The sequence below is a fragment of the Nocardiopsis codii genome, from assembly GCF_036327455.1.
Lineage (GTDB): Bacteria > Actinomycetota > Actinomycetes > Streptosporangiales > Streptosporangiaceae > Nocardiopsis > Nocardiopsis codii.
Map to the genome: position 1 here is coordinate 166,599 of NZ_JAUZMY010000005.1, position 26,480 is coordinate 193,078.

Consider the following 26,480-nt stretch of genomic DNA (forward strand, 5'->3'; position numbering starts at 1 on the left):
CGTCCGGCGGACGGAGCGATCGCCTGCGCGCGCCGGTCGGCCTCGCTCCCCCGCTCCGCCAGGGGGATGTTGCGGCGCGAGCTCTCGTCGTTCCCGCCGTCGTTGCGGCGGTTCCCGGCGGTCCCCGGCGCGCCTCGGGACTTCCTCTCCCGTGGTGACCTTCGACGCGGCACAAGTCCCTCCCCCAGCACCGGTCGGGACTGTAGTTTCGACGCATCCCAGCCGCCACAGGTCTTCCGCGAACCCCGAGGAGAGCGATGACCCATCCGACCGGCCCCGGTGACGACACGCACGGAGACGGGCGGAGGCTCAGCGGCGGGATGATGAACACGGTGTTCCGCTACGGCGGTCACGTCGTGCGCGCCGCCACCCCCGCCTCCCCCGCTCTCCACGCCCACCTGCGGGCTCTGGCCGACACCGGCTACCGGGGAGCGCCCTTCCCGCTCCGGCTGCGCGACGACGGCCGCGAGGAGCTGACGTTCGTGGACGGCGACGTGGCCCTGCCGCCCTTCCCGGCCTGGGCGTACACCGAGCCGACGCTGGGCTCGGCCGCGGAGCTCCTGCGCCGCTACCACGACGCCGCGGCCCGCGTCGGTGTGGACGCCACCGCCCCGTGGGCCTCGGGGTCGGCCGGGCTGGCCGACCCCGAGGGCGGGACGATCCTGTGCCACAACGACCCGTGCCTGGAGAACCTCGTCTTCCGGCGCGGACGGGCGGCGGCCCTGATCGACTTCGACCTGGCCGCTCCCGGCCGACCGGTGTGGGACGTGGCCGCCCTGGCCTACTACCTGGTCCCCGCGGTAGACCCGGTCTCGGCCGCGGGAACGGCGCACGAGGGAGTGGACGTCCCGCGTCGGCTCCGTGTCCTCGCCGACGCCTACGGCCTCGCCCCGGCCGACCGCGCCGCCCTGCCAGGCGTGATCGGGCAGTACACGACCGTGGCCCGGGCGTTCGTCGCCGCGCGCGTGGACGGCGGCCAGGAGGGGTTCGTCCGCGCCCTGGAACGGTCGGGAGGCTGGGAGCGCTGGGACCGCCGCCAGGCCTGGCTGGTGGAGCAGCGCCCGGTCTTCACCGAGGCCCTCCTCGGCTGACGGCCGAACAGCCGGGCGGGCCGGGGCCGCTGACAAGGGCGGCGACCCCGGCCGGGCCACGAGGGTCAGGGAACCAGGACGAACTTGCCCGAGCTCTTCCTCTCCCACTCGCGGTGCGCCTCGGCGGCCTCGTCCAGCGCCATCACCCGGGACGCGGGCGGGGTGATCCGTCCCTCGGCGGCCGCGGTCAGCAGCGTGTCCAGGGTCCGCACGGTCTGGTCCTCGGCCTTGGAGAGGAAGGGCACGTCCAGGTCGAAGGCGGCCGGGTCCGCGAGGGTGACGATCCGGTCCACGCCGCCGCGCAGGGCGATCGCGTCCGGGAGGACCCCGTGTCCGGCAGCGTCCAGGACGGCGTCCACCCCCCTGGGGGCCAGAGCGCGCACGCGCTGGGCGAGCCCTTCGCCGTAGGGGGTGGCGAGTGCCCCGCGTGCGCGTACCCCGTCCAGGTTCGCGCCCCCGGCCGTCCCGACCACGGTGACCCCGTCGGCGACGGCGAGCTGGACGGCGATCCCGCCCACGGCGCCCGAAGCGCCGTTGACCAGCAACGTCTCCCCGCGCTGCGGCGCCAGGACGCGGAGGGCGCGCACGGCGGCCTCCCCCGCCACCGGCAGGGAAGCCGCCTCCTGCCAGGTCAGCGCCTCGGGCTTGGCCGCGAAGGTGGACGACAGGGCGTACTCGGCGTAGCCGCCGACGGCCCATCCCACGACGGCGTCGCCGACGGCCGTGCCCGTGACCCCCTCGCCGACCGCGTCCACCACACCGGACACCTCCAGGCCGGGGACGCGCGGCGCGGGCAGCGGCTCGCCCTGGGCCAGCTGGCCCGAGCGCACCTTGACGTCGATCGGGTTGACTCCCGCGGCACGGACCGCCACCCTCACCTGCCCGGGGCCGGGCTCGGGGACCTCGGACTCCACGACGGTCAGGACGGACGGGTCGCCGTAGGCGGAGAAGCTCACAGCACGCATGGTTCTTCCTTCGGATCTCGAGGTCTGGGACCGGGTGCCGCGGCCCCGAGGGGACGCCGGCCACGGCCGGAGCACGACGCGGCCCGGAGGCACACCAGGCCGCTTCGCACCCTACGCAGCGAGTCTGCGCCCTCCTCTCCGCGCCACGCACGGACCGTGCGATCGGTGTCGGCCGGGCGCGGCCCCGGGACCCGTGGACCGGTCCGGCCCGGGGCGTGTTCTCCGTATCCTTCCGGGCCCGCGTCCACCGGGGTTCCCCCGCGCCCCTGCGATCGTGAGGCACGACCGGGCCGACCCTCGCACCGCGCTCCGGGAGAGCGCCCGGCGGCCAGCCGCCGACCCGCAAGCCTTCGAGAAGGACTCCCTAGCCGAGCACGGCCTGGACCAGCAGGCCCAGCGCCGAGGCTGTGACCACCACCAGCATGGCCGTGCGGAGCCTGGCCTGGTCGACCCTCCTGCGCAGTGCGCGGCCGAGGACGAGACCCACCCCGAGGAAGGGGACCGCGGCGGCCCCGACGACGACCTGCCGTACCTCCATCTGGCCTCCCGCCGCCAGGGTCGCCAGGGAGAGCACGCTCCCGACGAGGAAGAAGGCGGCCAGGGTCGCGCGCACCCTGGCGGGCTCCTCGTACTGGTACAGCAGTGCCAGAGGCGGCCCGCTGACGGAGGTGGCCGTGCCCGTCACGCCGGACAGGGCCCCGGCCGCCATCAGGGAGCCGGGGGTGATACGCACCCGGAACGAGCGCAGTGACAGGGCCACGGCCGCGAGCACCATCACCCCGATGGCCCCGGCGAGCGCCCGGGGTTCGAGGAGGGCGACGACCCAGGCCCCCAGGATCGTTCCCGGCACGCGCGCGGGCAGTCCCCAGGCGAGCCCCCTCCAGTCCACGTGCCGCCACTCGTGGAAGAGCATGAAGAGCGGCATGACCACCGACGTGATCAGGACCGATCCGGGCATGAGAGTGGGATCCAGCAGGGACAGGGCAGGGGCGAGGACCAGCCCGAGGCCGAGGCCGACGATGCTCTGTGTGGCGGCGCCGACCACCACCGCGGCGGCGAACACCACGACGAACACCCAGAGGTGGTCCGGTCCCAGCAGGCCGTGGCCGCTGGGTGTGAAGAGGTCCGTGAGTGTCTGTATGGGCCCTGAGGAGGATGAGAGTTCGAGCACGGCGCGCGACGATACATCCCTACCTTGCCGATCGGGTTCGGGAGGTAGGGAGATGGGATGGCTGGGCGTCGAGGCGGTCCCGCCGTCCGGGGAGCGGACGCGCGGGTGTTCCGGGGGTGCGGCCCCCCTCAGGCGCCGCGGCGGGCGATGACCACCAGGTAACGGCAGGTCTGCCGGCCCGGGTTGTGGAACTCGCACGGCTCGGGCGGGCCCAGCTGCAGGCAGTCGCCTGCCTCCAGGAGGTGTTCCGCGGAGCCCTCGCGGAAGGAGAGCGTGCCGTCCAGGACCCAGATCTGGTGGTGGGTGAAGACGTAGGCCTCCACGGGGAAGGCGACCCGCGCGCCGGCCGGGAGCTCCACCTCGACCAGTTCGATCGGGCCGCCCGCGGTCGGGGAGACCGCTCGGCGCACGTACCCGGTGCCGGGGTCGGTCCAGGCGGGCTGCTCATGGGAGCGGGCCAGGCGCCGGTCGCCCTGCTCGGCGCGGGCGATCAGTTCGGAGAGGGTGATGCCGAACGCGGCCGACAGGCGGCCGAGCAGGGACGCGGTGGGCTGCACGTCGCCGTTCTCGATACGGCTGACCATGGTGCGGGAGACGCCGGAGAGCTCGGAGAGCGCCGCCGCGCTCAGGCCGCGGGAGCTGCGCAGCTCCTTGAGGGTCAGGGCGAGGGCTGAACCCAGTTCGTCACTCATGTGGTCACTATAGTGGCAGTATCGGATTACTATAATGACCATGACTTCGTTGCCGACCCTCACCGTCCGCGACGCGACCCCGGCGGACGCCGAGGCCTGCGCCGCGATCTACGCGCCCTACGTCACCGACACCTCGATCACGTTCGAGATCGACCCGCCCGGAGCCGGCGAGATGGCGGCACGGATCGCCGCCGCCCAGCGCGAGCACGCCTGGATCGTCATGGAGGACGCCGACGGCGTCCTCGGCTACGCCTACGGCGGCACGTTCCGCACCCGCGCCGCCTACAGCCGGACCTGCGAGGTCAGCGTCTACCTGGCGCAGGGCCGACGCCGCACAGGAGCGGGCCGGGCCCTGTACGAGGCCCTCCTGCCCCGCCTGGCCGAGCGCGGCATGCAGGTCGCGATCGCCTGCATGACCCTGCCCAACGACGCGAGCCTCGGACTGCACCGGGCCCTGGGCTTCGAGGACGTCGGCGTCATGTCGCGCGTGGGATGGAAGCACGACGCCTGGCACGACGTGGCCTGGGCCCAGCTCGACCTGACCTCCCTCGCCGCCCGCGACTGAGGCCCGCCTCCCGCCTGTGGCCGTCCGCGGGCCCGCCACGACGCGAACACCGCACCCGTCCGCCGCGGGTGACCGGTGTCCACGACGACGCCCGCCCGCGCCGCTCCCAGGGAGCCCGCACGCCGGCCGTATGCTCTGCTCAGGTCCCATCTCCCCATGAATCCCCTGGAGCAGTCAGTGTCCGCCAACCCCGCACGCCACCGCCCCTCCGGGCTGGCGTTCGCGCTCGCCTCGGCTCTCGCCTTCGGCGGCTCGGGCGTGTTCGCCCGCCCCCTGCTGGACGCGGGCATGGACTCCCTCCACGTCACCTGGCTGCGGGTCGCCGGAGCGGCGCTCCTACTCCTCCCGGTCGCCCTGGCCCACTGGCGCGTCGCCCGGCGCCGCCCCCTGCTGGTCCTGGCCTACGGCGTCTTCCCGATGGCGGGCGTCCAAGCCCTGTACTTCGCCGCGATCGCCCGCATCCCCGTCGGCATCGCCCTGCTCATCGAGTTCCTCGGTCCGGTCCTGGTCCTGCTGTGGCTGCGGGTGGTGCGCCGCACCCGGGTCTCCCCCGCCGCCGTCGTCGGCGTCGTCCTGGCCGTGGCCGGACTCGGGCTGCTGCTGGAGGTCTGGGCCGGCATGCGGCTGGACGTGATCGGGGTGTCCCTGGCGCTCGGCGCAGCCGCCGCGCAGGCCGCGTTCTTCCTCCTGGGCGACAGCATGGGAGAGGACACCGACCCGCTCGCCGTCATCGCCTTCGGCTCCCTGGTCGCCACCGTCCTGCTGGGGGTCCTAGCCCAGCCCTGGACGATCCCCTGGGGCCTGCTCGCGGACCCGGTCACCCTGGGCGGGTTCCACGTACCCGGCTGGGCCATGGCCCTGTGGCTGGGGCTGGTGTGCACCGCCATCGCCTACTTCACCGGGGTCTCGGCGATCCGGCGGCTGTCCCCGCAGGTCGCAGGGGGCGTCGCCTACCTGGAGGTCGTGACCGCGATCGTTCTGGCGTGGGTACTCCTCGGCGAGGCGCTGACCCCGGTCCAGATCCTGGGCGCCGCGGTCATCGTCACCGGCGCGTTCATCGCCCAGACCGCCGTGCCCGGCACGCCCGCCCTCCTGGAGGACACCCCCGCCGGCGGTACCGGGCCCACCGGTGTCACCGCCCCGCCCTGACCCCCTCGGTCCCCGCGAGCCGCACCGGACGCGCGGACGCCCCCGGCACCGCCCGCACACGGCGTCGGGCCCGGCGGGAGACGTGTCTCCCACCGGGCCCGAACACCACTCACGTCAGGATCCGGGTCAGGAGCCCCCGGTGGCCGCCTCGACCTCGGACATGAACTGCTCCGCGGCCTCCTCGGGGGTCAGGTTCCCGAACGCCATGTCGTCGGTGACCCGCTTGGTGATCTCCACGACCTGGCCCGCGCCGATCGGCGGCGGTGGGTTGCCGTCCACGATCGTCCCCTCGATGTCGGACAGGAACACGGCGCTGCGCGCGTCCGCCTCCGGCAGCGAGTTGAGGATGTGCGCGCGCACGTCCACGTTCGCGGGCAGACCCAGGTCGGCCAGGGTCAGCTCGGCCGCCGCGTTCGTGTTGAGCATGAAGTCCACGAACCGGGCAGCCTCCTCCGGGTGCTCGGAGGACGCCGCGACGGAGTAGAACATCGCGGGCTTGAAATACATCCCCGTGCGCTCCCCCTCGGACTCACCCGGGTAGCGCAGCAGCTCGATCTCCCGGCCGGACGACTCGCTGATGCCGCCGAGCTGGTTGGTCCAGAAGTGCGCCATCGCGCCCTGGTTCGTGGACAGGACCGACTGGTCGGGCCCACCGCCCTCGATCTCCACGCTCTCGGCCGCACCGGGCTGGCCGCCGTTCTCCAGCAGCTGCTCGGTGATGCCGAACCACTCCGCCATGGTCTCCTGGGAGAAGCCCAGCGAGCCGTCCTCGGCGTACAGGTTCTCGCCGTGCTGGCGGGCGAAGATCTGGAACCCGGACTCGTTGTAGGACATGCTCTGCGTGCCCACGACCTCGCCGCCGCCGGCCTCGCTGATCTGCTCGGAGATCTCGACGTAGTCGTCCCACGTCCACGTCTCGTCGTCGGGCATCTCCACGCCCGCGTCCTCGAACGCCTGCGGGTCGGCGAGGATCGCGTACGCGTTCACACCGCTGGCGACGCCGAAGGTCTGGCCGTCCAGGTCACCGCTCTCGGCCACCAGCGGGTCGATCTTCGACAGGTCCAGCGTGTCGCCGAACTCGCTGAGGTCGACCAGCGCACCCCGGTCACCGTACTCGCGCAGGTAGCGCTCCTCCTGCATGAGGATGTCCGGAGCGTCGTTGGCCGCGGTGCTCGTGGCCAGCCGGTCCCAGTAGGAGCCCCAGTCGGTGTAGTCCCCGACGATCTGGATGTCGGGGTTCTCGGCCTCGAAGACGTCGATGACCTGCTGCATTCTGGAGTGGCGGTCGTCGGCGCCCCACCAGGAGAAGCGGAGTTCGACGACGCCGTCCTCGGCACCCGAGTCCCCTCCGCAGGCGGTGACGGCCATCACGAGTGCGGTGGCCGTGGCCGCCAGGGGGAGGAGGGTGCTGCGGCGGCGGGCCCGGGGGTGCCCGTCGCCAGGGTGTGCGTGCATGGGTCGGTTTCCTTTCGACTACTTGATTCCGGTGGTGGCGATGCCCTTGACCAGGTATCGCTGGCCGGCCAGGAAGAATCCGAAGACCGGGCCGAGCGCCACGACGGACATCGCGAACAGCGGCCCCCAGGACGTCTGGGAGCTGGAGTCGACGAAGGTGCGCAGGGCGACCGGGACGGTGTACATGTCCGGGCTGGTGAGGAAGATCAGCTGGCTGAAGAAGTCGTTCCAGGTCCAGATGAACGTGAAGATCGCGGTGGTGGCCAGGGCCGGCAGCGACAGCGGCATGATGATCTGGAAGAAGATCCTCACGTGTCCGCAGCCGTCGATGCGCGCGGCCTCGTCCAGGTCCTTGGGCAGCCCGCGGATGAACTGCACCATCAGGAAGATGAAGAACCCGTCCGTGGCCAGGAGCTTGGGCACGATCAGCGGCAGGAACGTGTTGATCCAGCCCAGTTCGGCGAACAGGATGTACTGCGGCACGATCACGACGTGGATCGGCAGCATGATCGTGGCGAGCATGACCGCGAAGAAGAGCCGCTTGCCGCGGAACTCCAGGCGGGCGAAGGCGTAGGCCGCCATCGAGCATCCGACGAGGTTGCCGATGATCGATCCCGCCACCACGATCGCCGAGTTGAGCATGTAGTGGTGGAACGGGAACTGGAGCGCCGTCCACCCCTCGGTGTAGTTGCCGGGGGTGAAGGTATCCGGGATGAGACCGGGGGCGCGGAAGATCTCCGCTGTCGGCTTGAAGGAGCTGGAGAGCATCCACAGCAGCGGGTAGAGCATGAGGAGCCCGAACCCGATGAGCCCGATGTGGATGAGCAGCCGTCGTGTGCGTTTGGCCCCGAGGCGCCTGCTGGAGGTCGCGGGGGCCGTTGTCTCAGTCGCCATAGAAGACCCAGTACTTGGAGGCCAGGAAGTTCACCGCGGTGAACCCTCCGATGATCATCAGCAGCAGCCAGGCCATCGCCGAGGCGTAGCCCATGTCGAAGGCGCCGAAGCCGCGCTGGTAGAGGTAGAGCGTGAAGAAGAGGGTGGAGTCCGAGGGGCCTCCGGTGCCGCCGCTGACGATGAACGCCTGGGTGAAGGTCTGGAAGGCGTTGATGATCTGGAGCACCAGGTTGAAGAAGATGATCGGGGTGAGCATGGGAACGGTGATGTTCCAGAACCGGCTCATCGGCCCCGCGCCGTCCACGGCGGCCGCCTCGTAGTACATGGCGGGGATCTGCCGCAGTCCGGCCAGGAAGATCACCATGGGTGCGCCGAACGTCCACACGTTGAGCACGATCAGCGTGCCCAGTGCGTAGTCGGGGTGGGACACCCACCCTTCGCCCTGGATCCCGAAGAACCCCAGGACCTGGTTGATCAGGCCCTCGGCGCCGAACACCTGGCGCCACAGGATGGCGATGGCGACGCTGCCGCCCAGCAGGGACGGCAGGTAGTAGACCGACCGGTACAGGGGCAGGCCCCGCACACCTCGGTCCAGGACCATCGCCAGGGCGAGTGCGAGCGCCAGCTGGAGCGGCACCGACACGAACACGTAGACGAACGTGACTCTCAGTGCGCTGTGCAGCCGGGCGTCGGTGAACATCCGCTCGTAGTTCTCGACGCCGACCCACTCGTGGTCACCGATGAGGTTGTAGTCGGTGAAGGAGAAGTACAGGGAGGCCAGCAGCGGACCCGCGGTGATGAACACGAGGCCGACGAACCACGGAGCCAGGAAGCCGTAGGCGGCCAGGTTCTCGCGCTTGGCGCGCGGGGCCGCGCTCTTTCCGCGGCGGGGGCGTGACGCGGGCGCGGCCTGGTCCGGAGCCGCATCCCTCCCCCGCTGGAGCAGGGCGCTCACGGCGCTCCGCCGTCCCGGAGGGCCGACGGAAGGCGGCGACCGGTGGCGTTCGGTCCTGGGTTCATGGGGAGCCAATCTCACTCGGAGGGCACGGGCGCTGTGTGTGCGAGAACACGGGGTGAACTGGTCTGAGCCGTTCTGGTAAGCGCTATCCAAGTATTAGGATGTTCAGTTTCTAGCACCGGGTTACATGGGTGTCAACGATTCGTTTCCCGACAAGTGTGATCCACACCCCAGATCGTTACCGTTCGCACCCCCCTCACAACGCGGGAACGAGCCGGTGAACGCGCTTCCCGGCCCATCCGCACGCCAAACATCACCCTGGGTAGCCACCCTTGTGCGAACGGGTGTCCACACCCCAGGCTCCGGATTCGGCCAGTTCATCGCGGTACACCCCTGTCGTTTTTTGTGGAAAGCGTTTACCATGCAGCATGTGAACGACACCACTCCACGCAGGTACGCGATCGTCGGCACCGGTTCCCGGGCTCGGATGTACACACGGGCGCTCACCGGCACCCACCGGGACCAGGGACGACTGGTCGCCCTCTGCGACACCAACGCCACCCGGATGGCCGTGCACAACCGCATCGTGACCGAGGCCGGTCTCGACCCCGTGCCGACCTACTCCGCCTCCGACTTCACCCGCATGCTGAAGGAGGAGAGGGTCGACGAGGTCATCGTGTGCACCGTCGACCGCACCCACGCCGACTACATCGTCGCCGCCCTGGACGCCGGCCTCGACGCCATCACCGAGAAGCCCATGACCGCCGACCTGGACGGCCTGCGGCGCATCAACGAGGCCCAGGCTCGCACCGGGGGCCGGGTGACCGTCGGCTTCAACTACCGCTACAACCCCGTCCACCGCCAGCTGCGCGACCTCATCGCCTCCGGGGTCATCGGAGAGGTGGGTTCCGTCCACTTCGAGTGGCTGCTCGACCTGCGCCACGGCGCCGACTACTTCCGCCGCTGGCACCGCGACAAGACCCAGTCCGGCGGGCTGCTCGTCCACAAGGCCAGCCACCACTTCGACCTCGTCAACTGGTGGATCGGCGCCCGGCCCACCGAGGTGTTCTCCTGGGGCCGCCTGTTCTTCTACGGCGACGAGAACGGCCGCCGCCACGGACTCGCCGGCGACTACGAACGCGGGCACGACTCCCCCGCCGCCGAGGCCGACCCCTTCGCCCTGCACATGGGCGACAGCCCCGACCTCACCGCGCTGTACCTGGACGCCGAACACGAGGACGGCTACCGCCGCGACCTCAACGTGTTCGGCCCCGGCATCACCATCGAGGACGACATGTCGGTGCTGGTCGGCTACGACACCGGCGCACGGCTGAGCTACCACCTGGTCGCCTACGCTCCCTGGGAGGGCTACCGGATCGCCATCACCGGCAGCCGCGGCCGCCTGGAGCTGGACATGACCGAGTTCGACCACACCTCCCCCCACCAGGACGAGTCCACCCCCGTGCGCGGCATGCCCGCGCCCAAGGACAACACCTCCGCGCGCCTCGTCCTGCGCCGCCACTGGCAGCCGGCCGAGGAGATCCCGATCGCGGTCGGCGAGGGCCCGCACGGCGGAGGGGACCAGGTCATGCTGGACTCGCTGTTCGGCGGAGCCGACGACGGCATCCGCCCCGACCACGCGGACGGGGGCAACGCCCTGCTCACCGGGCTCGCCGCGAACGCCTCCATCGACTCCGGGGCCCCGGTCAGGATCGCCGACCTGCTCGGGACGGACCGGTGACCGGGCCCCGGGACGCCCGGTCCGCGGCCTCCGGGGCCGGTGACCGGGCGGACTCCCCCGGCCCGCGCGCCCAGGGCCCAGCACCCCGGGACGGGGCGCCGGAGGGGCCCGTCCCGGTCCTCCTGGTCGGCCTGCACGGCCACGGCCGCTCACACCTGCGGACCCTGCTCCCCCTACGGGACAGCGGTCTGGTCCGGCTGGCGGGCGTCTGCGACAGCCGTCCCCCCGAACCCGGCGACGACCTGGAGGGCCACGGCCCCGTCCCCTACTTCGACGACCTCGGCAGGGCCGTCGACGAGACCGGGGCGCGGATCACCATCCTGGTCACCCCCATCCACACCCACCTGCCGCTGGCCCGGATCGCCCTGGACCACGGCTCCCACCTGCTGCTGGAGAAGCCCACCACGGCGGGCCTGGCCGAGTTCGAGCAACTGCGCGCCGCCGTCGACGCCTCCGGTCTCGCCTGCCAGGTCGGGTTCCAGAGCCTGGGCTCGCAGGCGATCACGGCCGTACGCGACCTGATCGCCGACGGGACGGTGGGCCGGGTGCGAGGCATCGGCGGAGAAGGAGCCTGGAAGCGCACCTCCGCCTACTACGACCGGGCCCCCTGGGCCGGGCGACGCCACCTGGACGGCCGCGACGTGGTGGACGGGGCGCTCACCAACCCGTTCGCGCACGCGGTCGCCACGGCCCTGGCGGTGGCCGGGGCGGCAACGGAGGCACCGCAGGACGTGGAGCTGGAGCTGTTCCACGCCCACCCGATCGAGAGCGACGACACGTCCTGCCTGCGGTTGCGCACCGACGACGGGACCGTCATCACGCTCGCGGTGAGCCTGTGCGCCCCCGACAGCCGGCCGCCGCGCCTGATAGTGCACGGCGAGCGCGGCAGGATCGAGCTCGACTACACGCTGGACCGGGTCACCCTGCACCGCCCCGGCCGGGCGCCGGACACCACCGTCCACCCGCGCACGGGCCTGCTGGAGAACCTGGTCGACCACCTGCGCGACGGCACCCCCCTGCTGGTGCCGCCCGACGCCACCCGGGGGTTCATGCACGTGTTGGAGTCGGTCCGTCACGCCCCGGACCCCGCCCCGATCCCGCTCGACCACCAACGGGTGTGGAACGAGGACGGCGCCACCCACCGCACCGTCGACGGGATCAGCACACTCGTCCAACGCAGCGCCCAGACCCTCGCGCTGTTCTCCGAACTCGACCCGGCGTGGCTCCCCGGGGCCGCGGAGACGACACCGACCACGAAGGCCCGCTCATGACCGCGTCCCTGTCCCTCAACGGTGCCGTCGTGGCCGTCCAGCGGGACGGCACCGACATCGACCCCCGGCTGTCGCCCCGCCCCTACCTGCACCCCGTGCGCACGCGGGGAGGCACGGAGGTCACCGAGCACCTTCCCGCCGACCACCTGCACCACCTCGGGGTCGGCGTGGCCGTCCCCGACGTGTCGGGGGTGAGCTTCTGGGGCGGGCGCACCTTCGTCCGCGACCAGGGGTCGGTGCTGCTGGACAACCACGGCCGCCAGGAGCACGTCGCCTGGTCGGCCGAGGAGGACGGCGAGCGGGTGGAGGAGCTGTCCTGGACCGGTCCCGACGGGGTGGAGATGCTGCGCGAGCGGCGGACCACGCGGGCCCTGGCGCTGGACGCCGACACCTGGGTGCTGGACCTGCGGGTGGAGCTGGACAACACCTCGGGGCGGGACCTGAGCATCGGCAGTCCCGCCACGAACGGCCGCCCCGGGGCAGGGTACGGCGGACTGTTCTGGCGTGCCCCGCTGGGCGCGGAGCCCCCCGCGGTCACCGGCGCGGGCGGCCTGGCGGGAGAGCAGGCCCTCCACGGCTCCCGGGCGGAGTGGCTGGCCCTGGCCGGGGCCGACGGCTCCGGCGCCCCCTGGACACTCGTGTTCGTCCAGCCCGGGGAGCACCGCGACCCGTGGTTCCTGCGCGCCTCGGACTACCCGGGGGTGGGCCCCGCCCTGGCCTGGGAGGAGCGGCTGCCCCTGCCCGAGGGCGGGCGGCTGGAGCGGAGGCTGCGCGTGGCGGTGCGCGACGGACACCCCGCCGACCCGGGGGCCCTGGCGGGGACGATCGGCGAGCTGGACTGAGAGGGCGCCCGGGGCCGGTCCGACGGCTCCGGGCGCCCCGGGGCGGGGCCTGCGGGGTGGTCGGGGTTTGGGCCCCATCGCCGCGGGCTGCCGGTCCGGGCCGTGGCTCCGGTCCGGGGCACGGAGGTCGTGCCCCGCAGAACCGGGGTTCCGGCCCGACGGGGTGTGGGACGGTGGGGCCTCCGGGGCGCAGGCGAGGGGGCACGGGGCCCACGGCCCGAGGGGCGCCGCCCGTCGTTCCGTGCCCCCGTCCTCACCCCCGCGAGGACGGCCACCCTGCCCAGCCCTCCCGACGCACCCGTCGCGAGAAGAGGGAACCGGGACCGGGCAGCACGAAGCCGTCCGGACAGCAGTCCCCCATAACAAACGGTAGGCCCGCGGAGCGGGCACCACCAGGCCCTTCGGCGGCCTGTGGACGACCACGGCGCTCGCGCGCCGTACGAGAAGAAAGGCAGCACACATGCGCGTCCTCGTCACCGGAGGCTCGGGGCGGCTCGGCCGCAGCGTCGTGTCCACCCTGGTCGAGCGCGGCCACGCGGTCACGTCGGTGGACACCGCGGAGGCCGACCACCCGGCCGGCGTCACCGGGATCGTCGCCGACCTGCTCGACGAGTCGGCCCTGGAGGACGCCTTCACGCGGGCACGGCCCGAGGCCGTCGTCCACCTGGCCGGTATCGCCGTACCCTTCGCCCGCCCCGACGTGGAGACCCTCCAGGTCAACACCGGGCTGGCCTGGGCGGTGCTCTCCGCCGCCGTGGCGCACGGAGCCCACTCCGCGGTGACGGCCTCCAGCCCCACCGTCTACGGGTACAACACCCCCTCCTGGCGGCCCCGCGAGCTCCCGCTGAACGAGGAGCACCCGGTCGCCCCCTGGCACGCCTACGGGCTCAGCAAGGCCATCATCGAGGAGACCGTGCGCACCCTGGCCCGCACCTCCGACACCTGCGTGCTGTCCTGTGTGCGCCCCGGATACGTGGTCGCCCCCGAGGAGTGGCAGGGCGCCGTCACCCAGCTGGGGCACACCATGGCCGAACGCCTCGCCGACCCCTCGCTGGCGGCGACCTCCCTGTTCAACTACGTGGACGCACGCGACGCAGCCGAGCTGTTCGCGCTCGTGGTCGAGAAGCCGGACCGGGTGCGCAACGGCCAGGTGTTCAACGCCGTCGCGCCCGACCCGCTGGCGGAGGGGCCGATCCACGACCTGCTGCCCCGGTTCCACCCCTCCACGGCGGAGACCGCCGCGTCCCTGGCCGACGGGCGTTCGGCGTTCTCCTCGGAGGCCGCCCGCACCGCCCTCGGCTGGAATCCCAGCCGGACCTGGCGCGACCAGATGCCCGCCCCGACCCAGTGAGACCCGATCGGCCGTGAACAGGTCGAGGGCTCCGCTACGCTAGGAAAGAGTTTTCCCAGTGGCCCGAACCAGAAGAGGGAGCGGTGTGGAGTCCGGTTACGTGACGCTGGAACAGGTCGCCGAACACGCCGGGGTGTCCTTGGCCACGGCGTCCAGGGTGATCAACGGAAGCACCCGGCAGGTGAGCCAGCGTCTGCGTGACAAGGTCACCGCCAGCGCCCAGGAACTCGGCTACCTGGCCAACGCCTCCGCACAGACGCTGGCCCGCAACAGCAGCTCGCTGGTCGGACTGCTCGTCCACGACATCGCCGACCCCTACTTCTCCTCGATCGCGGCGGGGGTGACCCGCCACACCGAGGAGCGCGGACTGGTCCTCGTGCTGGGCACCACCAGCCGCTCCGCCCAGAAGGAGGGGCGCATCCTGGCCACCCTGCGCGCCCACCGGGCGCGCGCCGTGGTGCTGGTCGGATCGCGTTCGACGGACGACGAGAGCAACCGCCGCCTGGCCGAGGAGATCCGCCTGTTCCGCCGCCAGGGCGGGCGGGTGGCGTGCGTGTCCCAGGAGGGGCTGCCCGCCGACACGGTCACGCCCGACAACCACACCGGCGCGGCCGACCTGGCCCGCCACCTCATCGCCCAGGGGCACCGCGAGTTCGCCATCCTGGCCGGCCCCACCGACCTGTGGACGGCCCGCGAACGCCTGGACGGGTTCCACTCCGCGCTCTCGGGCGCGGGCCTGGAACTGGCCCACCACAACGTGGTGCACGGCGCGTTCACCCGCGACGGCGGCTACGAGTCCACACGCCGCCTGATGGCGGTCGGCACCGGGGCCACCTGCCTGTTCGCGGTCAACGACGTCATGGCGACCGGGGCGATGGCGGCCCTGCGCGACCTGGGGCTGAGGGTGCCCGAGGACCTGTCGGTGGCGGGGTTCGACGACATCCCGACCCTGCGCGACCTCACACCCGCGCTGACCACCGTGCGTCTGCCACTGGAGGAGATGGGCGAGCGGGCCGCCCTGCTCGCCCTGGAGGAGGAGCCCGGTGAGGAGGCCCGGGTGATCACGGTCCGGGGCGAGGTCGTCGAGCGGGAGAGCACCGCACCGCCCAGCGTCGCGGCCCGGGGCAAGAACACTTCCGGCACCGCCTGACGGAGCCGCCGCGTGCCCGGCGGACCATGTGGCGCCCCGACGGCAGCCCGGTGGGGCCGGGCGTCCTGGCGGGCACACGCCGGCTGCTCCACGGAGGCCGAAGGGCGGATCCGGTGCTTCTGCGCCGCGCCCCGGAGCAGCGGCACGTCCGTCGCCGGTCGGCCGACCCCGCACTGCGGCCGACGCCTCGCGCGGGCCGGCCCCGGTCCGAAGGGCGCACGGTCCGGGCCCTGGCCAGGTGGTGCGCCCGCCTCGTCGGGGCCTTCGGCCGTCCCGGCGAGGGGCGGACTCCGTTGTCAGACGGCGGTCCCCAGGTGCTCGCGCGCCCATTCCCCGAAGCTCGTGAGCGGGACACCGAGCGCCCGGGCGTACTCCGGGCGGGCGGGCTGCCCGGCCACGTTCATGAACTCGTGCGAGGCGCCCATCCCCGGCATCCCCGCAGCCGCGGCCTCCTCCACCGTCATGTCGGGAGCGGTCAGCTCGGCCCCCAGGACGTGGGAGAGGGTCTCGGCGATCTCCGCCATCGTCAGGTAGTCGCTTGCCAGCTCCAGCTCGACCCCGTCGAACCTCTCCGGTGCCCGCACGGCCGCGGCGGCCGCACCGCCGATGTCGTCGACCGCGACGAGGGAGAGCCGGGTCCCGGGCTTCAGAACGCTCACCAGGCCGCCCTCGACGCCGCGGGGGAAGAGGAAGGCCATGGAGGGAAGGAAATTCTCCATGAAGAAGCCCGGCTTGAGGAGTGTCCAGTGCGCGAAGCCCACCTCGCGCACCCGGTCCTGGATCCCGCTCTTCGCGGCGTAGTAGGGCTCCAGCGCGGTCCAGCGGCCCTCGTCCCAGCCGGGGATCCGGGTGTGCTGCCCGGCCCCGGAGACGGAGGTGTGCACGAACTGCGGCACGTCCGCCTCCCGGGCGCCCTCGATCAGGTTGACGGCCTGGGCCAGCTCGCCCGCGAAGTCGGGGGCGTCGCCCTTCATCTCGGGCATCTGCACCGAGAAGACGGCTCGGGCGCCCCGCGCGGCCCTGGTCACGGAGTCGCGGTCGCGGAGGTCTCCGGTGACCAGTTCGGCGCCGAGCGCCTCGACGGCTCCGGCCCGGTCGGAGGCCGGGTCGCGGACCAGCGCTCGGACGGGGATCCCTGCCGCGAGCAGGGCGCGGGCCGTGGCTCCTCCCTGGCGGCCGGTCGCGCCGACGACCAGAACGGGGGCGGGTGCGGGATCGACGGACATGTGGGTGTCCCTCCTCTGGTGCGAGCCACTAAACGGCGGGCCCCGCCGTTTCTTCTCCGATAAGATACGGAGGACCCCGCCACTTGGCAACACCTGAGGTGACACCATGCCCGCCCAGCGTGCGGACGCCCGACGCAACCACGCACGGCTGCTCGCCGTGGCCGAGGAGGAGATCGCGGCGCACGGCGCCGACGCCTCCCTGGAGCAGATCGCCCGCGTCGCGGGCGTCGGATCGGCCACCGTGCGGCGCCACTTCCCCCACCGCCGTGCGCTGCTGGACGCCGTCTTCCGTGGACGGATCGAGACCCTCTGTTCCCGGGCCCGGGATCTGGCCGACGCGGACGATGCCCGGGCCGCGCTCGTGGAGTGGTTGCGCGCCCTCACCGAGTACGCCGCGTCCACCCGGGGGCTGGCCGTCGCACTGACACGCGACCTGGAGGCCTTGCCCGACGCCGGGCACGAGAACGCGTGCGCGACTGTGCTCTCCGAGGCGGGCGAGCCACTGGTCCGCCGCGCCGCGGAGGCGGGTGCGGTGGCACCCGGAGCGACCGCCGCCGACCTGGTCACGCTGATCACCGGCATCGCCCTGGCCACCGAACACCACCCCGACCCCGTCGCCGAGGCGGATCGCCTGCTCGGTCTGACCATGGCGGGAGCCGTCCCCCGGGGGTGAGGTGGTGGAAGGGCGGGCCGGCCCCGGTCCGCGCGCGGCCCCTCGCAGGACGAGGGCTCAGGGGCCGCCCAGTTCGGCGATGAGGTCCGCGTCGCGCATGCCGGGGAGGGCGTAGCCCTCCTCCTCGTCCCACGGGACGTCGAGGTCGTCCATGTGCACACGCCACTCGGCGCCGGGCAGGGCGCGGCGCAGTGCGGTCACGGAGTCCAGCACGTGGGCGAGTACCGGCAGGGCGCGGCCGGGGTCGAACGGCATCTTCGTGGATCCCGCCACGATCTCCTCCGGGTCACCGTCCGCGAAGCCGTGGAGGTGGAGGCTCTCCTCGTCCCGGTACGGGAAGGACGACATGTGGGCGGCGACGACGCGCTCGACGTCGGCCGTCTCAGTCCCGCTGAGAGGCGTCGCACGACTCGCCTTGTAGTAGAGGGACACGCTCATGGGGCGAGCGTACCGAGGGGCCATGACAAGGGGGCGCCGGTCCCGGGCCCTCCGGCACGTGGAACGGCATCGGTGTCCCCGCCCGCCCCGCTATTTGGAGCGTGAGCAGGCGGGACCGGACATGGGCGCGAGGTCGGCCCGGACGTGTCGGCGGCGGCACGTGGAGCAGCGTTAGGGGTCAGAGCCGCCGGTGCATGATGTGCAGGCCGACGTAGCCGTGCTCGGGGTGAGCGAACCCCTCGGGCAGGGTGCCGACGACCGTGAAGCCCAGGGACTTCCACAGCGCCACCGCACGGGTGTTGGTCTCCACGACCGCGTTGAACTGCATCGCGCGGAACCCGTCGGTGCGGGCCGTCTCCAGGACGTGTGTCCCCAACGCGCGGCCGACACCGCGTCCGCTGTGGGCGGGGTCGACCATGAAACTCGCGCTCGCGATGTGAGCGCCCGGCCCGCGGTGGTTGCGGACGCTGTTGGCGGTGCCCAGCACCGCGCCGTCCGCGCCGACGGCCACGAAGGTGCGCCCGGGCGCGGGCGGGAACCACCGCTCCCGCGCCTGCTCCGGCCCGAGGTCGGTCTCCCACGTGAAGGTCGTGCCCGCGGCGATGACGGGGCGCATGAACGCCCACATCCCGGGCCAGTCGTCGGGGGCGGCGTCACGAATCTGCATGCCCGTCAGCTTGCTCGCCGCCGCCGCTGCCCGCAACCGGTTTGCCACGACAGCCTTCCGGGCCGGGGGCGTGCGGAGGAGGAGTCGGCCGATCTGGGCCCGGGCGGCCCCTGTTCCCAAGCCCGGGGCGGTCGCGCAAGCTCTGGCCGAGTTCTGCGCGTAACCGCTCTCAGGCCGCGGGCGCGGACACCACGCTCCGGGACCGGGTGCGCCGGTGGCGCACCCAGGCGCCCGCCCAGGCCGTGGCCACGATGCCCGCGATCACGTAACGCGAGGTCATCAGGTGCTCGCGGGGGTACAGGTGGTCCGTCAGATAGAAGTCGATGAAGCCGAACTCCATCACCGGGCGGCCCGTGTTGAACCGCGCCCAGTTCTCGACCTCGGTGAGGAAGCACGGCCAGTCGACGATCACGATGCCCAGCGCGTAGGCGGCGACCGCCAGGTGCACCCAGAACATCCGGGGCCGGTACCAGGCCAGGAACCCGCCGAGGACGACGAAGCCGAAGAACAGGAAGTGGAGGACCATCGCGGTGTGGCCGACGAGGAGGTAGGGCATGTCCCGAACCTAGGCTCGGGCGGGTCCGCGCACATCGGTACCCGCCCCCACACCACCTGAGTACCCCTACTCAGGTCGGGGCCGGGCGCACCCCTGCGGGGTGCCCCGCCCCCTCGGTCCGGTGGTCCGCCCAGCGGGGCACGGACGCCCCGCCCGGTTCGCCGGGCGGGCCGTGCCCAACCGCGGAGCGGCCCCGGGCGCCCCGCGGAGTGGAGCGGTGACGGGCCAGGTCCCCGGGCCCGTCGGCGGGATCAGGCGGGGCGGCGCAGTCCGTCGACGAGGAGCGCGACCATGCGCCGCGCGTCGTAGCGGGGGTCCTCTCCCTCGCCGATACAGAGGTTGCCCACGGCGCGCAGGAGTCCGTAGGCGTCCAGGTCGGGGCGGACCTCGCCCGAGGCGACCGCGGCGTCCAGGAGGTCGGCGCACACCGGCAGCAGGCGTTCGAGGAAGGACGCGTGCAGTGTCTCGAACCCGGCCTTGTCGTTGTGCAGGGCGGCCGCGAGCCCGTGCTTGGTGACCAGGAAGTCGATGAAGAGGTCGATCCACCGCCCCAGCGCGGCGTGAGGTGTGGGGCCGGCCTCCAGCAGCACCGGTCCGGCCTCGACACAGGCGTCGATCTGGTGACGGAAGACCGCGATGACCAGGTCCGCGCGTGTGGGGAAGTGGCGGTAGATGGTGCCCATGCCGACCCCGGCCGCGGTCGCGATGTCGCGCACCGGAGCGTCCACGCCCGAGGTGACGAAGACCGCTGCGGCCGCGTCCAGCAGGGCCTGCTGGTTGCGGCGGGCGTCCTTGCGCCGTGGCCGCTCCGGGCCCGATCCGTTCCGGTCGCCGTCGTTCACCGCACTGCTCCTTCCAGAGAGGGACTTGCAAAGCGGAACAGTGCTCCGTATTGTTTTCGGAGCATCGTTCCGCTTTGTCCCATGATGCCAGACCCGGTCGGCCAGGACGATGCCCCGCCTTCCCGACCGCACAGAGAACGAACGGAGCGCACCATGCCCGACTCCACCACCGAGCACGCGCGACAGACCCCGACCGCGCCCGCCACGACCCTGTCCGCCAGGCCGGTCGTCCTTCCCGCACCCGGTCGGGGCGAGGACCTCCAGGTCCGCGTCTCCGCACCCGCGACCGGCGGCGACCTCCCGGTCGTCGTCCTCTCGCACGGTTTCGGCGAGTCGATGGACGGCTACGCCCCGCTGGCGGACTTCTGGTCCGCCCACGGTCTCGTGGTGCTCCAGCCCACGCACCTGGACTCGCGCTCGCTCGCCCTGCCCGCCGACGACCCGCGCACCCCGCGGATCTGGCGCCTGAGGATCGAGGACCTGACCCGCGTCCTCGACGGGATCGAGACCCTGGAGTCCTCGATCCCCGGCCTGGCAGGAAGGGTCGACCGCACCCGCGTCGCCGTCGCCGGCCACTCCTGGGGAGCCCAGACGGCGAGCACCCTGCTGGGAGCGCGCGTCCTCGACGCGCAGGGCGTCCCCGGCGAGGACATGACCGACCCGCGCGTCACGGCGGGCGTGCTGCTCGCCCTGACCGGCACGGGCGGCAAGAACCTGACCCCGTTCGCGGCCGAGCACTTCTCCTTCATGAGCCCGTCCTTCGACGGCATGACCGCACCGGCCCTCATCGTCGCCGGGGACCAGGACCGGTCCGCGCTGTCCACCCGGGGACCGGACTGGTTCACCGACCCCTACTTCCTCAGCCCGGGCGACAAGAGCCTGCTCACGCTGTTCGGGGCGGAGCACTCGCTCGGCGGCATCCCCGGGTACGACTCCGCGCACACGACCGACGCCAGCCCCGAGCGGGTGGCCCTGATCCAGCGGCTCACCACGGCCTACCTGCACAGCGCCCTGGGCGCCGACGCCGAGGCCTGGAAGCGGGCGCTCTCCGACCTGGAGGAGGACCCCCACCCGCTGGGACGCGTCGAGAGCACGTGACCGGGGAGGACAACGGGTCGGCCCCGCCCCGGCGGTGTGTCGAACCCGGGCGGGCCCCCGCCACGGCGAGGGCCCGCGCCCTCCTGTGAAGGACGCGGGCCCGCCTGCCGGCCGGTGACCACCGGTGACAGGAAGCGCGCCGGGGCGCCCCCGCGAACGGAGGGCGCCCCGGCGAACGGTCGCGGTCCCGGTGCTAGGGGGAGGGGGCCGCGACCGGGGTGAGCGTGTCGGCGAACACCAGGCCGTGGCCGAGCCCGGTGTCGGCGCGCACCGCCCCCCGGTCGAACTCCACCCCGCTGGGGCGGGCCAACGCACCCAGCGCGGCGAAGGAGGCCCGGTCGATGTCCTCGACCATGGCCACCCGGGGAAGGCACAGCGCCAACTGGCCCGACAGCTCGGGCAACAGGTGCGGAGCCACCGGCACGCCGCGGCGCGCCATCGACTCCGCGATCCGCAGGAACGGGGTCACCCCGCCCACCCGCACCACATTGGGCTGCGCGACGTCGCACACCCCGAGGTCCACGGCCCGCTCGAACTCGGCGGCCGTGCGCAGGTTCTCACCGATCGCGAACGCGACCCGGGTCCGCTCACGCAGCCGGGCATGCGACTCCAGGTCCTCGGCGGGCAGGGGCTCCTCCACGAAGTACGGATCGAACGGTTCCAGCGCGCTCAGCGCCCGCGTCGCCGTGGGCACGTCCCAACGCTGGTTGGCGTCCACCATCAACAACCGGTCCGGTCCCAGCGATTCCCGTACCGCGCCCACACGCTCGACGTCGCGGGCGATCTCGGCCGAGCCCACCTTCATCTTGGCCGCCCGGTGACCGGCCCCGACCCAACCCCGCACCTGCTCCAGCAGGTCGGACAGTGAGTAGTCGAGGTTCACGCCGCTGCCGTAGGACTCCACCGAGTCGCGTCGCCGACCCACCAGGTCGACCAGGCTCACCCCCGCCGCACGCGCGGAGAGGTCCCACAGGGCGATGTCCACCCCCGCGAGCGCCATCAGGGTGAGCCCGCTGGTCCCCGCCTCGCGCAGGTGCCAGCGCAGTTCGTCCCAGCGGGACGGGTGCGCCGCACCGCCCACCAGCACGGGCCCCAGGTCGTCGGTGATCAGCGCCGCCACCGCCCGGGCCCCGATCAGCGGGGTCCACGAGAACCCCGTTCCGACCAGCCCCGTGTCGGTGGACACACGCACCACCACGACGTCGTTGCGGTCCACTCCCCCGTCCCACGCCCGGTGCAGCGGCAACCGGAAGGCACGGGCCTCGACCCCCGTGACACGCACCGTCAGCCCTCCTTCACCAGGGACAGCCCTGTGTCGATCAACCCGCCCAGGACCTCCACCTCCTCGGCCGTGGGGTCCAGGAACGGCGCCCGTACCCCGCCGACCTCCACTCCGCGCAGCCGGGCCCCCGCCTTGACCAGGGACACCGCGTACCCGGGCACCCGGTCGCGCAGCCGCACCAGCGGCTCGAAGAACCCGGACAGCAGCCGGTCCGCGAGCGGGTCCCCCGCGTGGAAGGCCTCGTAGAAGGCGTTCGCGACCTCGGGCACGAAAGCGAAGGCCGCCGACGAGTACAGCGGCACCCCCACACCCCGGTAGGCGGCCACCGTCAGCTCCGCCGTGGGCAGCCCGTTGAAGAAGGTGAACTCCTCACCCCGCACCTCCCGCACCGCCAGCACGATCTGGTGCATGCGCCCCAGGTCGCCCAGCCCGTCCTTGATACCCACCACCGTGGGGATACCCGCCAGCTCGGCGGCGCTCTCGGGCGTGAACGCCATCGACCCGCGCTGGTAGACGATCACCGGAATGTCGACGGCCGAGGTCACGGTGCGCACGTACTCCACCAGCCCGCGCTGCGGGGCGCCCACCAGGTAGGGCGGCAGCAGCAGGACGGCGTCCGCGCCCAACTCCTTGGCAGCCCTGGTCTGCTCGACGGCGGTACCGACACTGCCGCCCGCACCGGCCACCACGGGCACCCGACCCGCAGTGACCTCCACCGACCGCCGCACCACGGTGGCGTGCTCGGCGGCCGACAGGGCGTGCACCTCACCGGTGCCGCACGCCGCGAACACCCCGCCCGCCCCGTGCTCCACACCCGAGGCCACGTGCTCGGCCAGCACCGTCTCGGACACCCCGCCTCCGGAGTCGAAGGGGGTGAGGGGGAAGAACAGGATTCCGTCGAAGTTCATGCTGCTCCTTCACTGTTGAGGGATCGGGGCCGCCCCGGAGGTGGGGCGGCCCCGGCGAGGGTCCGAGGACCTCACAGGACGTGCTGCACGTGGCGCCGGACCAGGGTGGCGATGACGTCGTCGCCGTCGGCGTCCCACACCTGCTGGTTGAAGATCTCCACCTCGATGTCGCCGTCGTAGCCCGCGGCGTCCACGGCACGGCGCAGACCCCGGACGTCGGCGTGGCCGTCGCCGACCATGCCCCTGCCCAGCAGGTTCTCGACGGGCAGCGGCACCACCCAGTCGCAGGCCTGGAACGAGGCGATGCGCCCGCCTGCCCCGGCACGCTCGATCTGGTCCCACACCTGCGGGTCCCACCACACGTGGTAGGCGTCCACGACCACGCCCACGGCGGCGGGGTCGAAGCGTTCGGCCAGGTCCAGGGCCTGCCCCAGAGTGGAGAGCACTGCCCGGTCGGCGCAGAACACCGGGTGCAGCGGCTCCAGGGCGAGGCGGACACCGCGCTCGACGGCGTACGGGACCAGTTCGGCCAGGGCGTCGGCCATCCGCTCGCGCACACCGGCGAGGTCGCGGTCTCCGTCAGGCATGCCGCCCACCACCATGACCAGGCAGGGAGCACCCAGCTCGGCGGCCTCGTCGACGGCCCGACGGTTGTCCTCCAGGGCAGCGGCCCGGTCCGCGCCGGTGAGGAACCCGCCCCGGCAGTAGGACGAGACCCGCAGTCCGCTGCGGCGCACCAGGTCCGCCGCCTTGGCCAGCCCGGTCTCGGCGACCGGTTCGCGCCACAGGCCGATGGCGGGCAGCCCGGCGCGCAGGCACCCGTCCACCGCCTGGGTCAGGCTCCAGCGCTTGACCGTGGCCTGGTTGAGGGAGAGCCGCGCGAGCCGGGGGTCGCCCGGCTCCGGGGTCGGCACGGCCGCGGGCAGACCGGAGGGGACGTCGACGGCGGTGGGGACCATCGGCGCGGCGCCGCTGGGCGAATACGTGGTCACTGGTCCACCCCCGACACCTGGAGCAGGGACCGCATGCGCTCCGCGGCGAGGTCGGGGTCGGAGAGGACCCCGGCGGCGTCGGCCAGGCGCAGGGCCTGGGCCAGGTGGGGCAGGTCGCGGGCGCTGTGCAGGCCGCCCACCATGTGGAATCCCTTCTGGTGGCCGTTGAGCCAGGCCAGGAAGGTGATGCCGGTCTTGTAGTAGAAGGTGGGCGCGGCGAACAGGTGCCGGGCCAGGGGCACGGTCGGGTCCATCAGCGCGCGGTAGCGGTCGGTGTCGCCCTCGTCCAGGGCGGCCAGTGCGCGGGCCGCGGCCGGGGCGATGGCGGCGAAGATCCCGAGCAGGGCGTGGGAGTGGCCGTGGTCGTCGCCCAGGACCAGGTCGGGGTAGTCGAAGTCGTCACCGGTGTACAGGCGCACGCCCTCGGGGAGCAGGCGTCTGAGTCTGACCTCCAGGGCGGCGTCGAGCAGGGAGACCTTGATGCCCTCCACGGCGTCGGCGTGCTCGGCGATCAGCGCGGCCACGGGCTCGATGGCCTCGGCGGGGTCGTCGAACCCCCAGTATCCGGCCAGGGCGGGGTCGAAGGCGGTGCCCAGCCAGTGCAGGATGACCGGGCGCTCCGCCCGCTGGAGCAGTCGGCCGTACGCCTTGGCGTAGTCGCCGGGCCCCTCGGCAACGGCGGCCAGGGCCCGCGAGGCCATCAGAACGGGTGTGGCACCTGCGCCCTGCACGACGTCGAGTTGTTCCCCGTACGCCGTGATAACGCTTTCCAGATCGACATCGGAAGAGGCGAGCTGGTCGGTGCCCACTCCGCAGGCGAGGGCGGCGCCGCGCGCGGCGGCCTCCGCTCCCGACCTGCGGATCAGCTCGGCGGTGGCCTCCCAGTCGAGGCCCATGCCGCGCTGGGCGGTGTCCATCGCGTCGGCCACGCCGAGCCCCTGGTTCCACAGGTGGTGGCGGAAGGCCAGTGTGGCCTCCCAGTCCAGGCGGGCGGGCGCACCGGGCGCGTTGGGGGCCGCCGGGTCGGCGACCACGTGGGCCGCCGCGAAGGCGACGCGGGAGCGGGCCGGCGGCAGGGGCGAGGTGTCGGCGGCGACACCGCTCAGGGTGTAGGGCGCGACGGTGCCGTCGGAGGAGGGCAGGCGCAGTGTGCTCACGTGAGGGTGACCTCGTCCAGTTCGACGGTGTGCCCGTTCTGCGCCGAACGCAGCCCGGCCTCGGCCATCTGCAGGCCCCGCGCGCCGGAGAGCAGGTCGTGCGGGAAGGGGGTGTCCAGGACCACGTGCCGCAGGAAGCCCTCCCACTGGGCGCGGAACCCGTTGGGGAACTCGGTGTTGTCGGGCACCTCGTCCCACTGCTCGCGGTAGCTGGACGGGTCCTCCAGGTCGGGGTTCCAGACCGCCTTGGGGGTGGAGGCGCGGTGCTGGACGCGGCAGGTGCGCAGCCCCGCCACGGCGCTGCCGTGGGTGCCGTCGACCTGGAACTCCACGAGTTCGTCGCGGTTGACGCGCACGTTCCAGGAGGAGTTGATCTGGGCGATGATGCCGCCCTCGAGTTCGAAGATGCCGTACGCGGAGTCGTCGGCGGTGGCCTGGTAGGCGCGCCCCTCCTCGTCCCAGCGCTCGGGGATGTGGGTGGCCACCTTGGCGGTCACCGTGCGCACGGGGGCGAACAGGTGCTCCAGTACGTAGTGCCAGTGCGGGAACATGTCCAGCACCATCCCGCCGCCCTCCTCGGCGCGGTAGTTCCAGCTGGGCCGCTGCGCGGGCTGCCAGTCGCCCTCGAAGACCCAGTAGCCGAACTCGCCCCGGACGGAAAGGATCTTTCCGAAAAAGCCGCTCTCGACCAGGCGGCGCAGTTTGAGCAGGCCGGGCAGGAAGAGCTTGTCCTGCACCACGCCGTTGCGCACGCCCGCGTCGCGGGCGAGCTTGGCCAGTTCCAGTGCCGAGCTGAGCGTGCTCGCGGTGGGCTTCTCCACGTAGATGTGCTTGCCCGCGGCGATGGCGGCACGGACGGCGGCCTCGCGGGCGTGCGTGATCTGGGCGTCGAAGTACACCGAGATCCGGTCGTCGGAGAGAACCGAGTCCAGGTCGGTGGTCCAGCGCTCGATGCCGTGCTGGTCCGCGATCTCCCGCAGTTTCCGCTCGGAGCGCCCGACCAGCACTGGTTCGGGGATGATCCGGGAGCCGTCGGGCAGGGGAACCCCTCCGGCCTCGCGGATCGCCAGGATCGACCTGGTCAGGTGTTGCCGGTACCCCATGCGTCCGGTGACGCCGTTCATGGCGACACCCAGCACGTGATCACTCATGGGTTGTTACCACCTCTCCTTGTGAAAGCGCTTTCCAGCGTACGGCAAACCGTCCGTCCACACCAGTGGCCCGGAGACGCCGCGACGCGACCGGGGCGGGAAAGACGCGGAAAAGGGTTCGGAGAGGATGACCGCAGGATCTGCCGTCAGCTCCGTGACCTCACCCGAGGCGGGTGCGGCGAGGAGCGCCCCGAG

The 26,480-nt window shown here is 72.8% G+C and carries 26 protein-coding genes; 10 read left to right on the plus strand and 16 right to left on the minus strand.

Annotated features, from left to right (window positions below; translation table 11 throughout):
- Nucleotides 1–257 precede the first annotated feature (257 nt).
- Complete coding sequence (locus Q8791_RS07420; protein WP_330090842.1) at nt 258–1,091, plus strand: phosphotransferase; 834 nt, start codon at nt 258–260, stop codon at nt 1,089–1,091.
- Nucleotides 1,092–1,156: 65 nt separating this feature from the next.
- Here the strand turns inward: Q8791_RS07420 and Q8791_RS07425 are convergent, their stop codons facing one another.
- From Q8791_RS07425 to Q8791_RS07435, 3 genes are all read right to left on the minus strand, one after another.
- Nucleotides 1,157–2,056 (minus strand): NADP-dependent oxidoreductase, encoded by a 900-nt coding sequence (locus Q8791_RS07425; protein WP_330090843.1) that lies wholly within the window; start codon nt 2,054–2,056, stop codon nt 1,157–1,159.
- 364 nt (nt 2,057–2,420) lie between these two features.
- Nucleotides 2,421–3,227 carry a sulfite exporter TauE/SafE family protein gene (locus Q8791_RS07430; RefSeq protein ID WP_330090844.1) on the minus strand — a complete coding sequence of 269 codons (807 nt, stop codon included), beginning with the start codon at nt 3,225–3,227 and terminating at the stop codon, nt 2,421–2,423.
- A gap of 128 nt (nt 3,228–3,355) precedes the next feature.
- Entirely contained in the window at nt 3,356–3,919 is a 564-nt protein-coding gene (locus Q8791_RS07435; protein WP_330090845.1) for a helix-turn-helix domain-containing protein, read from the minus strand.
- A 40-nt stretch (nt 3,920–3,959) separates the two neighbouring features.
- On the opposite strand from Q8791_RS07435, the gene Q8791_RS07440 reads away from it, so the two are divergent.
- Both Q8791_RS07440 and Q8791_RS07445 read left to right on the plus strand, forming a co-directional pair.
- Complete coding sequence (locus Q8791_RS07440) at nt 3,960–4,484, plus strand: GNAT family N-acetyltransferase (RefSeq protein WP_330090846.1); 525 nt, start codon at nt 3,960–3,962, stop codon at nt 4,482–4,484.
- Between the two features lie 177 nt (nt 4,485–4,661).
- A complete protein-coding gene (locus tag Q8791_RS07445) occupies nt 4,662–5,633 on the plus strand; it encodes an EamA family transporter (protein ID WP_330090934.1) in 972 nt (323 codons plus the stop codon).
- A gap of 126 nt (nt 5,634–5,759) precedes the next feature.
- Here the strand turns inward: Q8791_RS07445 and Q8791_RS07450 are convergent, their stop codons facing one another.
- The 3 genes from Q8791_RS07450 to Q8791_RS07460 are packed head-to-tail and all read right to left on the minus strand — an operon-like array spanning nt 5,760 to nt 8,937.
- A complete protein-coding gene (locus Q8791_RS07450) occupies nt 5,760–7,088 on the minus strand; it encodes an ABC transporter substrate-binding protein (RefSeq protein ID WP_330090847.1) in 1,329 nt (442 codons plus the stop codon).
- Nucleotides 7,089–7,106: 18 nt separating this feature from the next.
- Entirely contained in the window at nt 7,107–7,982 is an 876-nt protein-coding gene (locus Q8791_RS07455) for a carbohydrate ABC transporter permease (RefSeq protein WP_330090848.1), read from the minus strand.
- The gene (locus Q8791_RS07460) at nt 7,972–8,937 is read right to left on the minus strand and encodes a carbohydrate ABC transporter permease (RefSeq protein WP_330090849.1); all 966 of its coding nucleotides are present in this window, start codon (nt 8,935–8,937) and stop codon (nt 7,972–7,974) included. Before Q8791_RS07460 ends, Q8791_RS07455 begins: the two co-directional genes overlap by 11 nt.
- Before the next feature lie 424 nt (nt 8,938–9,361).
- On the opposite strand from Q8791_RS07460, the gene Q8791_RS07465 reads away from it, so the two are divergent.
- From Q8791_RS07465 to Q8791_RS07485, 5 genes are all read left to right on the plus strand, one after another.
- The gene (locus Q8791_RS07465; RefSeq protein ID WP_330090850.1) at nt 9,362–10,681 is read left to right on the plus strand and encodes a Gfo/Idh/MocA family oxidoreductase; all 1,320 of its coding nucleotides are present in this window, start codon (nt 9,362–9,364) and stop codon (nt 10,679–10,681) included.
- Nucleotides 10,682–10,803: 122 nt separating this feature from the next.
- Complete coding sequence (locus Q8791_RS07470; protein WP_330090935.1) at nt 10,804–11,952, plus strand: Gfo/Idh/MocA family protein; 1,149 nt, start codon at nt 10,804–10,806, stop codon at nt 11,950–11,952.
- Nucleotides 11,949–12,794 carry a DUF6807 domain-containing protein gene (locus Q8791_RS07475; protein ID WP_330090851.1) on the plus strand — a complete coding sequence of 282 codons (846 nt, stop codon included), beginning with the start codon at nt 11,949–11,951 and terminating at the stop codon, nt 12,792–12,794. Before Q8791_RS07470 ends, Q8791_RS07475 begins: the two co-directional genes overlap by 4 nt.
- A 460-nt stretch (nt 12,795–13,254) precedes the next feature.
- On the plus strand, nt 13,255–14,145 hold the full coding sequence (locus Q8791_RS07480; RefSeq protein WP_330090852.1) for an NAD-dependent epimerase/dehydratase family protein: 891 nt from the start codon (nt 13,255–13,257) through the stop codon (nt 14,143–14,145).
- 85 nt (nt 14,146–14,230) lie between these two features.
- Complete coding sequence (locus Q8791_RS07485; protein ID WP_330090936.1) at nt 14,231–15,295, plus strand: LacI family DNA-binding transcriptional regulator; 1,065 nt, start codon at nt 14,231–14,233, stop codon at nt 15,293–15,295.
- A gap of 296 nt (nt 15,296–15,591) precedes the next feature.
- Here the strand turns inward: Q8791_RS07485 and Q8791_RS07490 are convergent, their stop codons facing one another.
- The gene (locus tag Q8791_RS07490) at nt 15,592–16,521 is read right to left on the minus strand and encodes an NmrA family NAD(P)-binding protein (protein ID WP_330090853.1); all 930 of its coding nucleotides are present in this window, start codon (nt 16,519–16,521) and stop codon (nt 15,592–15,594) included.
- Nucleotides 16,522–16,627: 106 nt separating this feature from the next.
- Here Q8791_RS07490 and Q8791_RS07495 point away from each other — a divergent pair, with 106 nt between their 5' ends.
- The gene (locus Q8791_RS07495) at nt 16,628–17,194 is read left to right on the plus strand and encodes a TetR/AcrR family transcriptional regulator (RefSeq protein WP_330090854.1); all 567 of its coding nucleotides are present in this window, start codon (nt 16,628–16,630) and stop codon (nt 17,192–17,194) included.
- Nucleotides 17,195–17,251: 57 nt separating this feature from the next.
- Here Q8791_RS07495 and Q8791_RS07500 read toward each other — a convergent pair whose 3' ends face one another.
- From Q8791_RS07500 to Q8791_RS07515, 4 genes are all read right to left on the minus strand, one after another.
- Nucleotides 17,252–17,632, minus strand: coding sequence for a hypothetical protein (locus Q8791_RS07500; protein WP_330090855.1), 381 nt, complete (start codon nt 17,630–17,632; stop codon nt 17,252–17,254).
- A gap of 178 nt (nt 17,633–17,810) precedes the next feature.
- A complete protein-coding gene (locus Q8791_RS07505; protein ID WP_330090856.1) occupies nt 17,811–18,299 on the minus strand; it encodes a GNAT family N-acetyltransferase in 489 nt (162 codons plus the stop codon).
- A gap of 169 nt (nt 18,300–18,468) precedes the next feature.
- On the minus strand, nt 18,469–18,855 hold the full coding sequence (locus Q8791_RS07510) for a DUF2784 domain-containing protein (RefSeq protein ID WP_330090857.1): 387 nt from the start codon (nt 18,853–18,855) through the stop codon (nt 18,469–18,471).
- Between the two features lie 251 nt (nt 18,856–19,106).
- The gene (locus Q8791_RS07515) at nt 19,107–19,697 is read right to left on the minus strand and encodes a TetR/AcrR family transcriptional regulator (protein WP_330090858.1); all 591 of its coding nucleotides are present in this window, start codon (nt 19,695–19,697) and stop codon (nt 19,107–19,109) included.
- A gap of 153 nt (nt 19,698–19,850) precedes the next feature.
- Between Q8791_RS07515 and Q8791_RS07520 the strand changes: the two genes are divergently transcribed.
- Nucleotides 19,851–20,795: an alpha/beta hydrolase family protein gene (locus Q8791_RS07520; RefSeq protein WP_330090859.1), complete on the plus strand. Its 945-nt coding sequence runs from the start codon at nt 19,851–19,853 to the stop codon at nt 20,793–20,795.
- 193 nt (nt 20,796–20,988) lie between these two features.
- Here the strand turns inward: Q8791_RS07520 and Q8791_RS07525 are convergent, their stop codons facing one another.
- The 5 genes from Q8791_RS07525 to Q8791_RS07545 form a co-directional block, all read right to left on the minus strand.
- On the minus strand, nt 20,989–22,077 hold the full coding sequence (locus Q8791_RS07525; protein ID WP_330090860.1) for a mandelate racemase/muconate lactonizing enzyme family protein: 1,089 nt from the start codon (nt 22,075–22,077) through the stop codon (nt 20,989–20,991).
- A 2-nt stretch (nt 22,078–22,079) separates the two neighbouring features.
- Complete coding sequence (locus Q8791_RS07530; RefSeq protein WP_330090861.1) at nt 22,080–22,985, minus strand: 5-dehydro-4-deoxyglucarate dehydratase; 906 nt, start codon at nt 22,983–22,985, stop codon at nt 22,080–22,082.
- A 71-nt stretch (nt 22,986–23,056) separates the two neighbouring features.
- Nucleotides 23,057–23,944: a sugar phosphate isomerase/epimerase family protein gene (locus tag Q8791_RS07535; RefSeq protein ID WP_330090937.1), complete on the minus strand. Its 888-nt coding sequence runs from the start codon at nt 23,942–23,944 to the stop codon at nt 23,057–23,059.
- Between the two features lie 29 nt (nt 23,945–23,973).
- Nucleotides 23,974–25,134 (minus strand): dihydrodipicolinate synthase family protein, encoded by a 1,161-nt coding sequence (locus Q8791_RS07540; RefSeq protein WP_330090862.1) that lies wholly within the window; start codon nt 25,132–25,134, stop codon nt 23,974–23,976.
- Nucleotides 25,131–26,285 carry a Gfo/Idh/MocA family protein gene (locus Q8791_RS07545; RefSeq protein ID WP_330090863.1) on the minus strand — a complete coding sequence of 385 codons (1,155 nt, stop codon included), beginning with the start codon at nt 26,283–26,285 and terminating at the stop codon, nt 25,131–25,133. The genes Q8791_RS07540 and Q8791_RS07545 overlap by 4 nt, the downstream gene beginning before the upstream one ends.
- Nucleotides 26,286–26,480 lie beyond the last annotated feature (195 nt).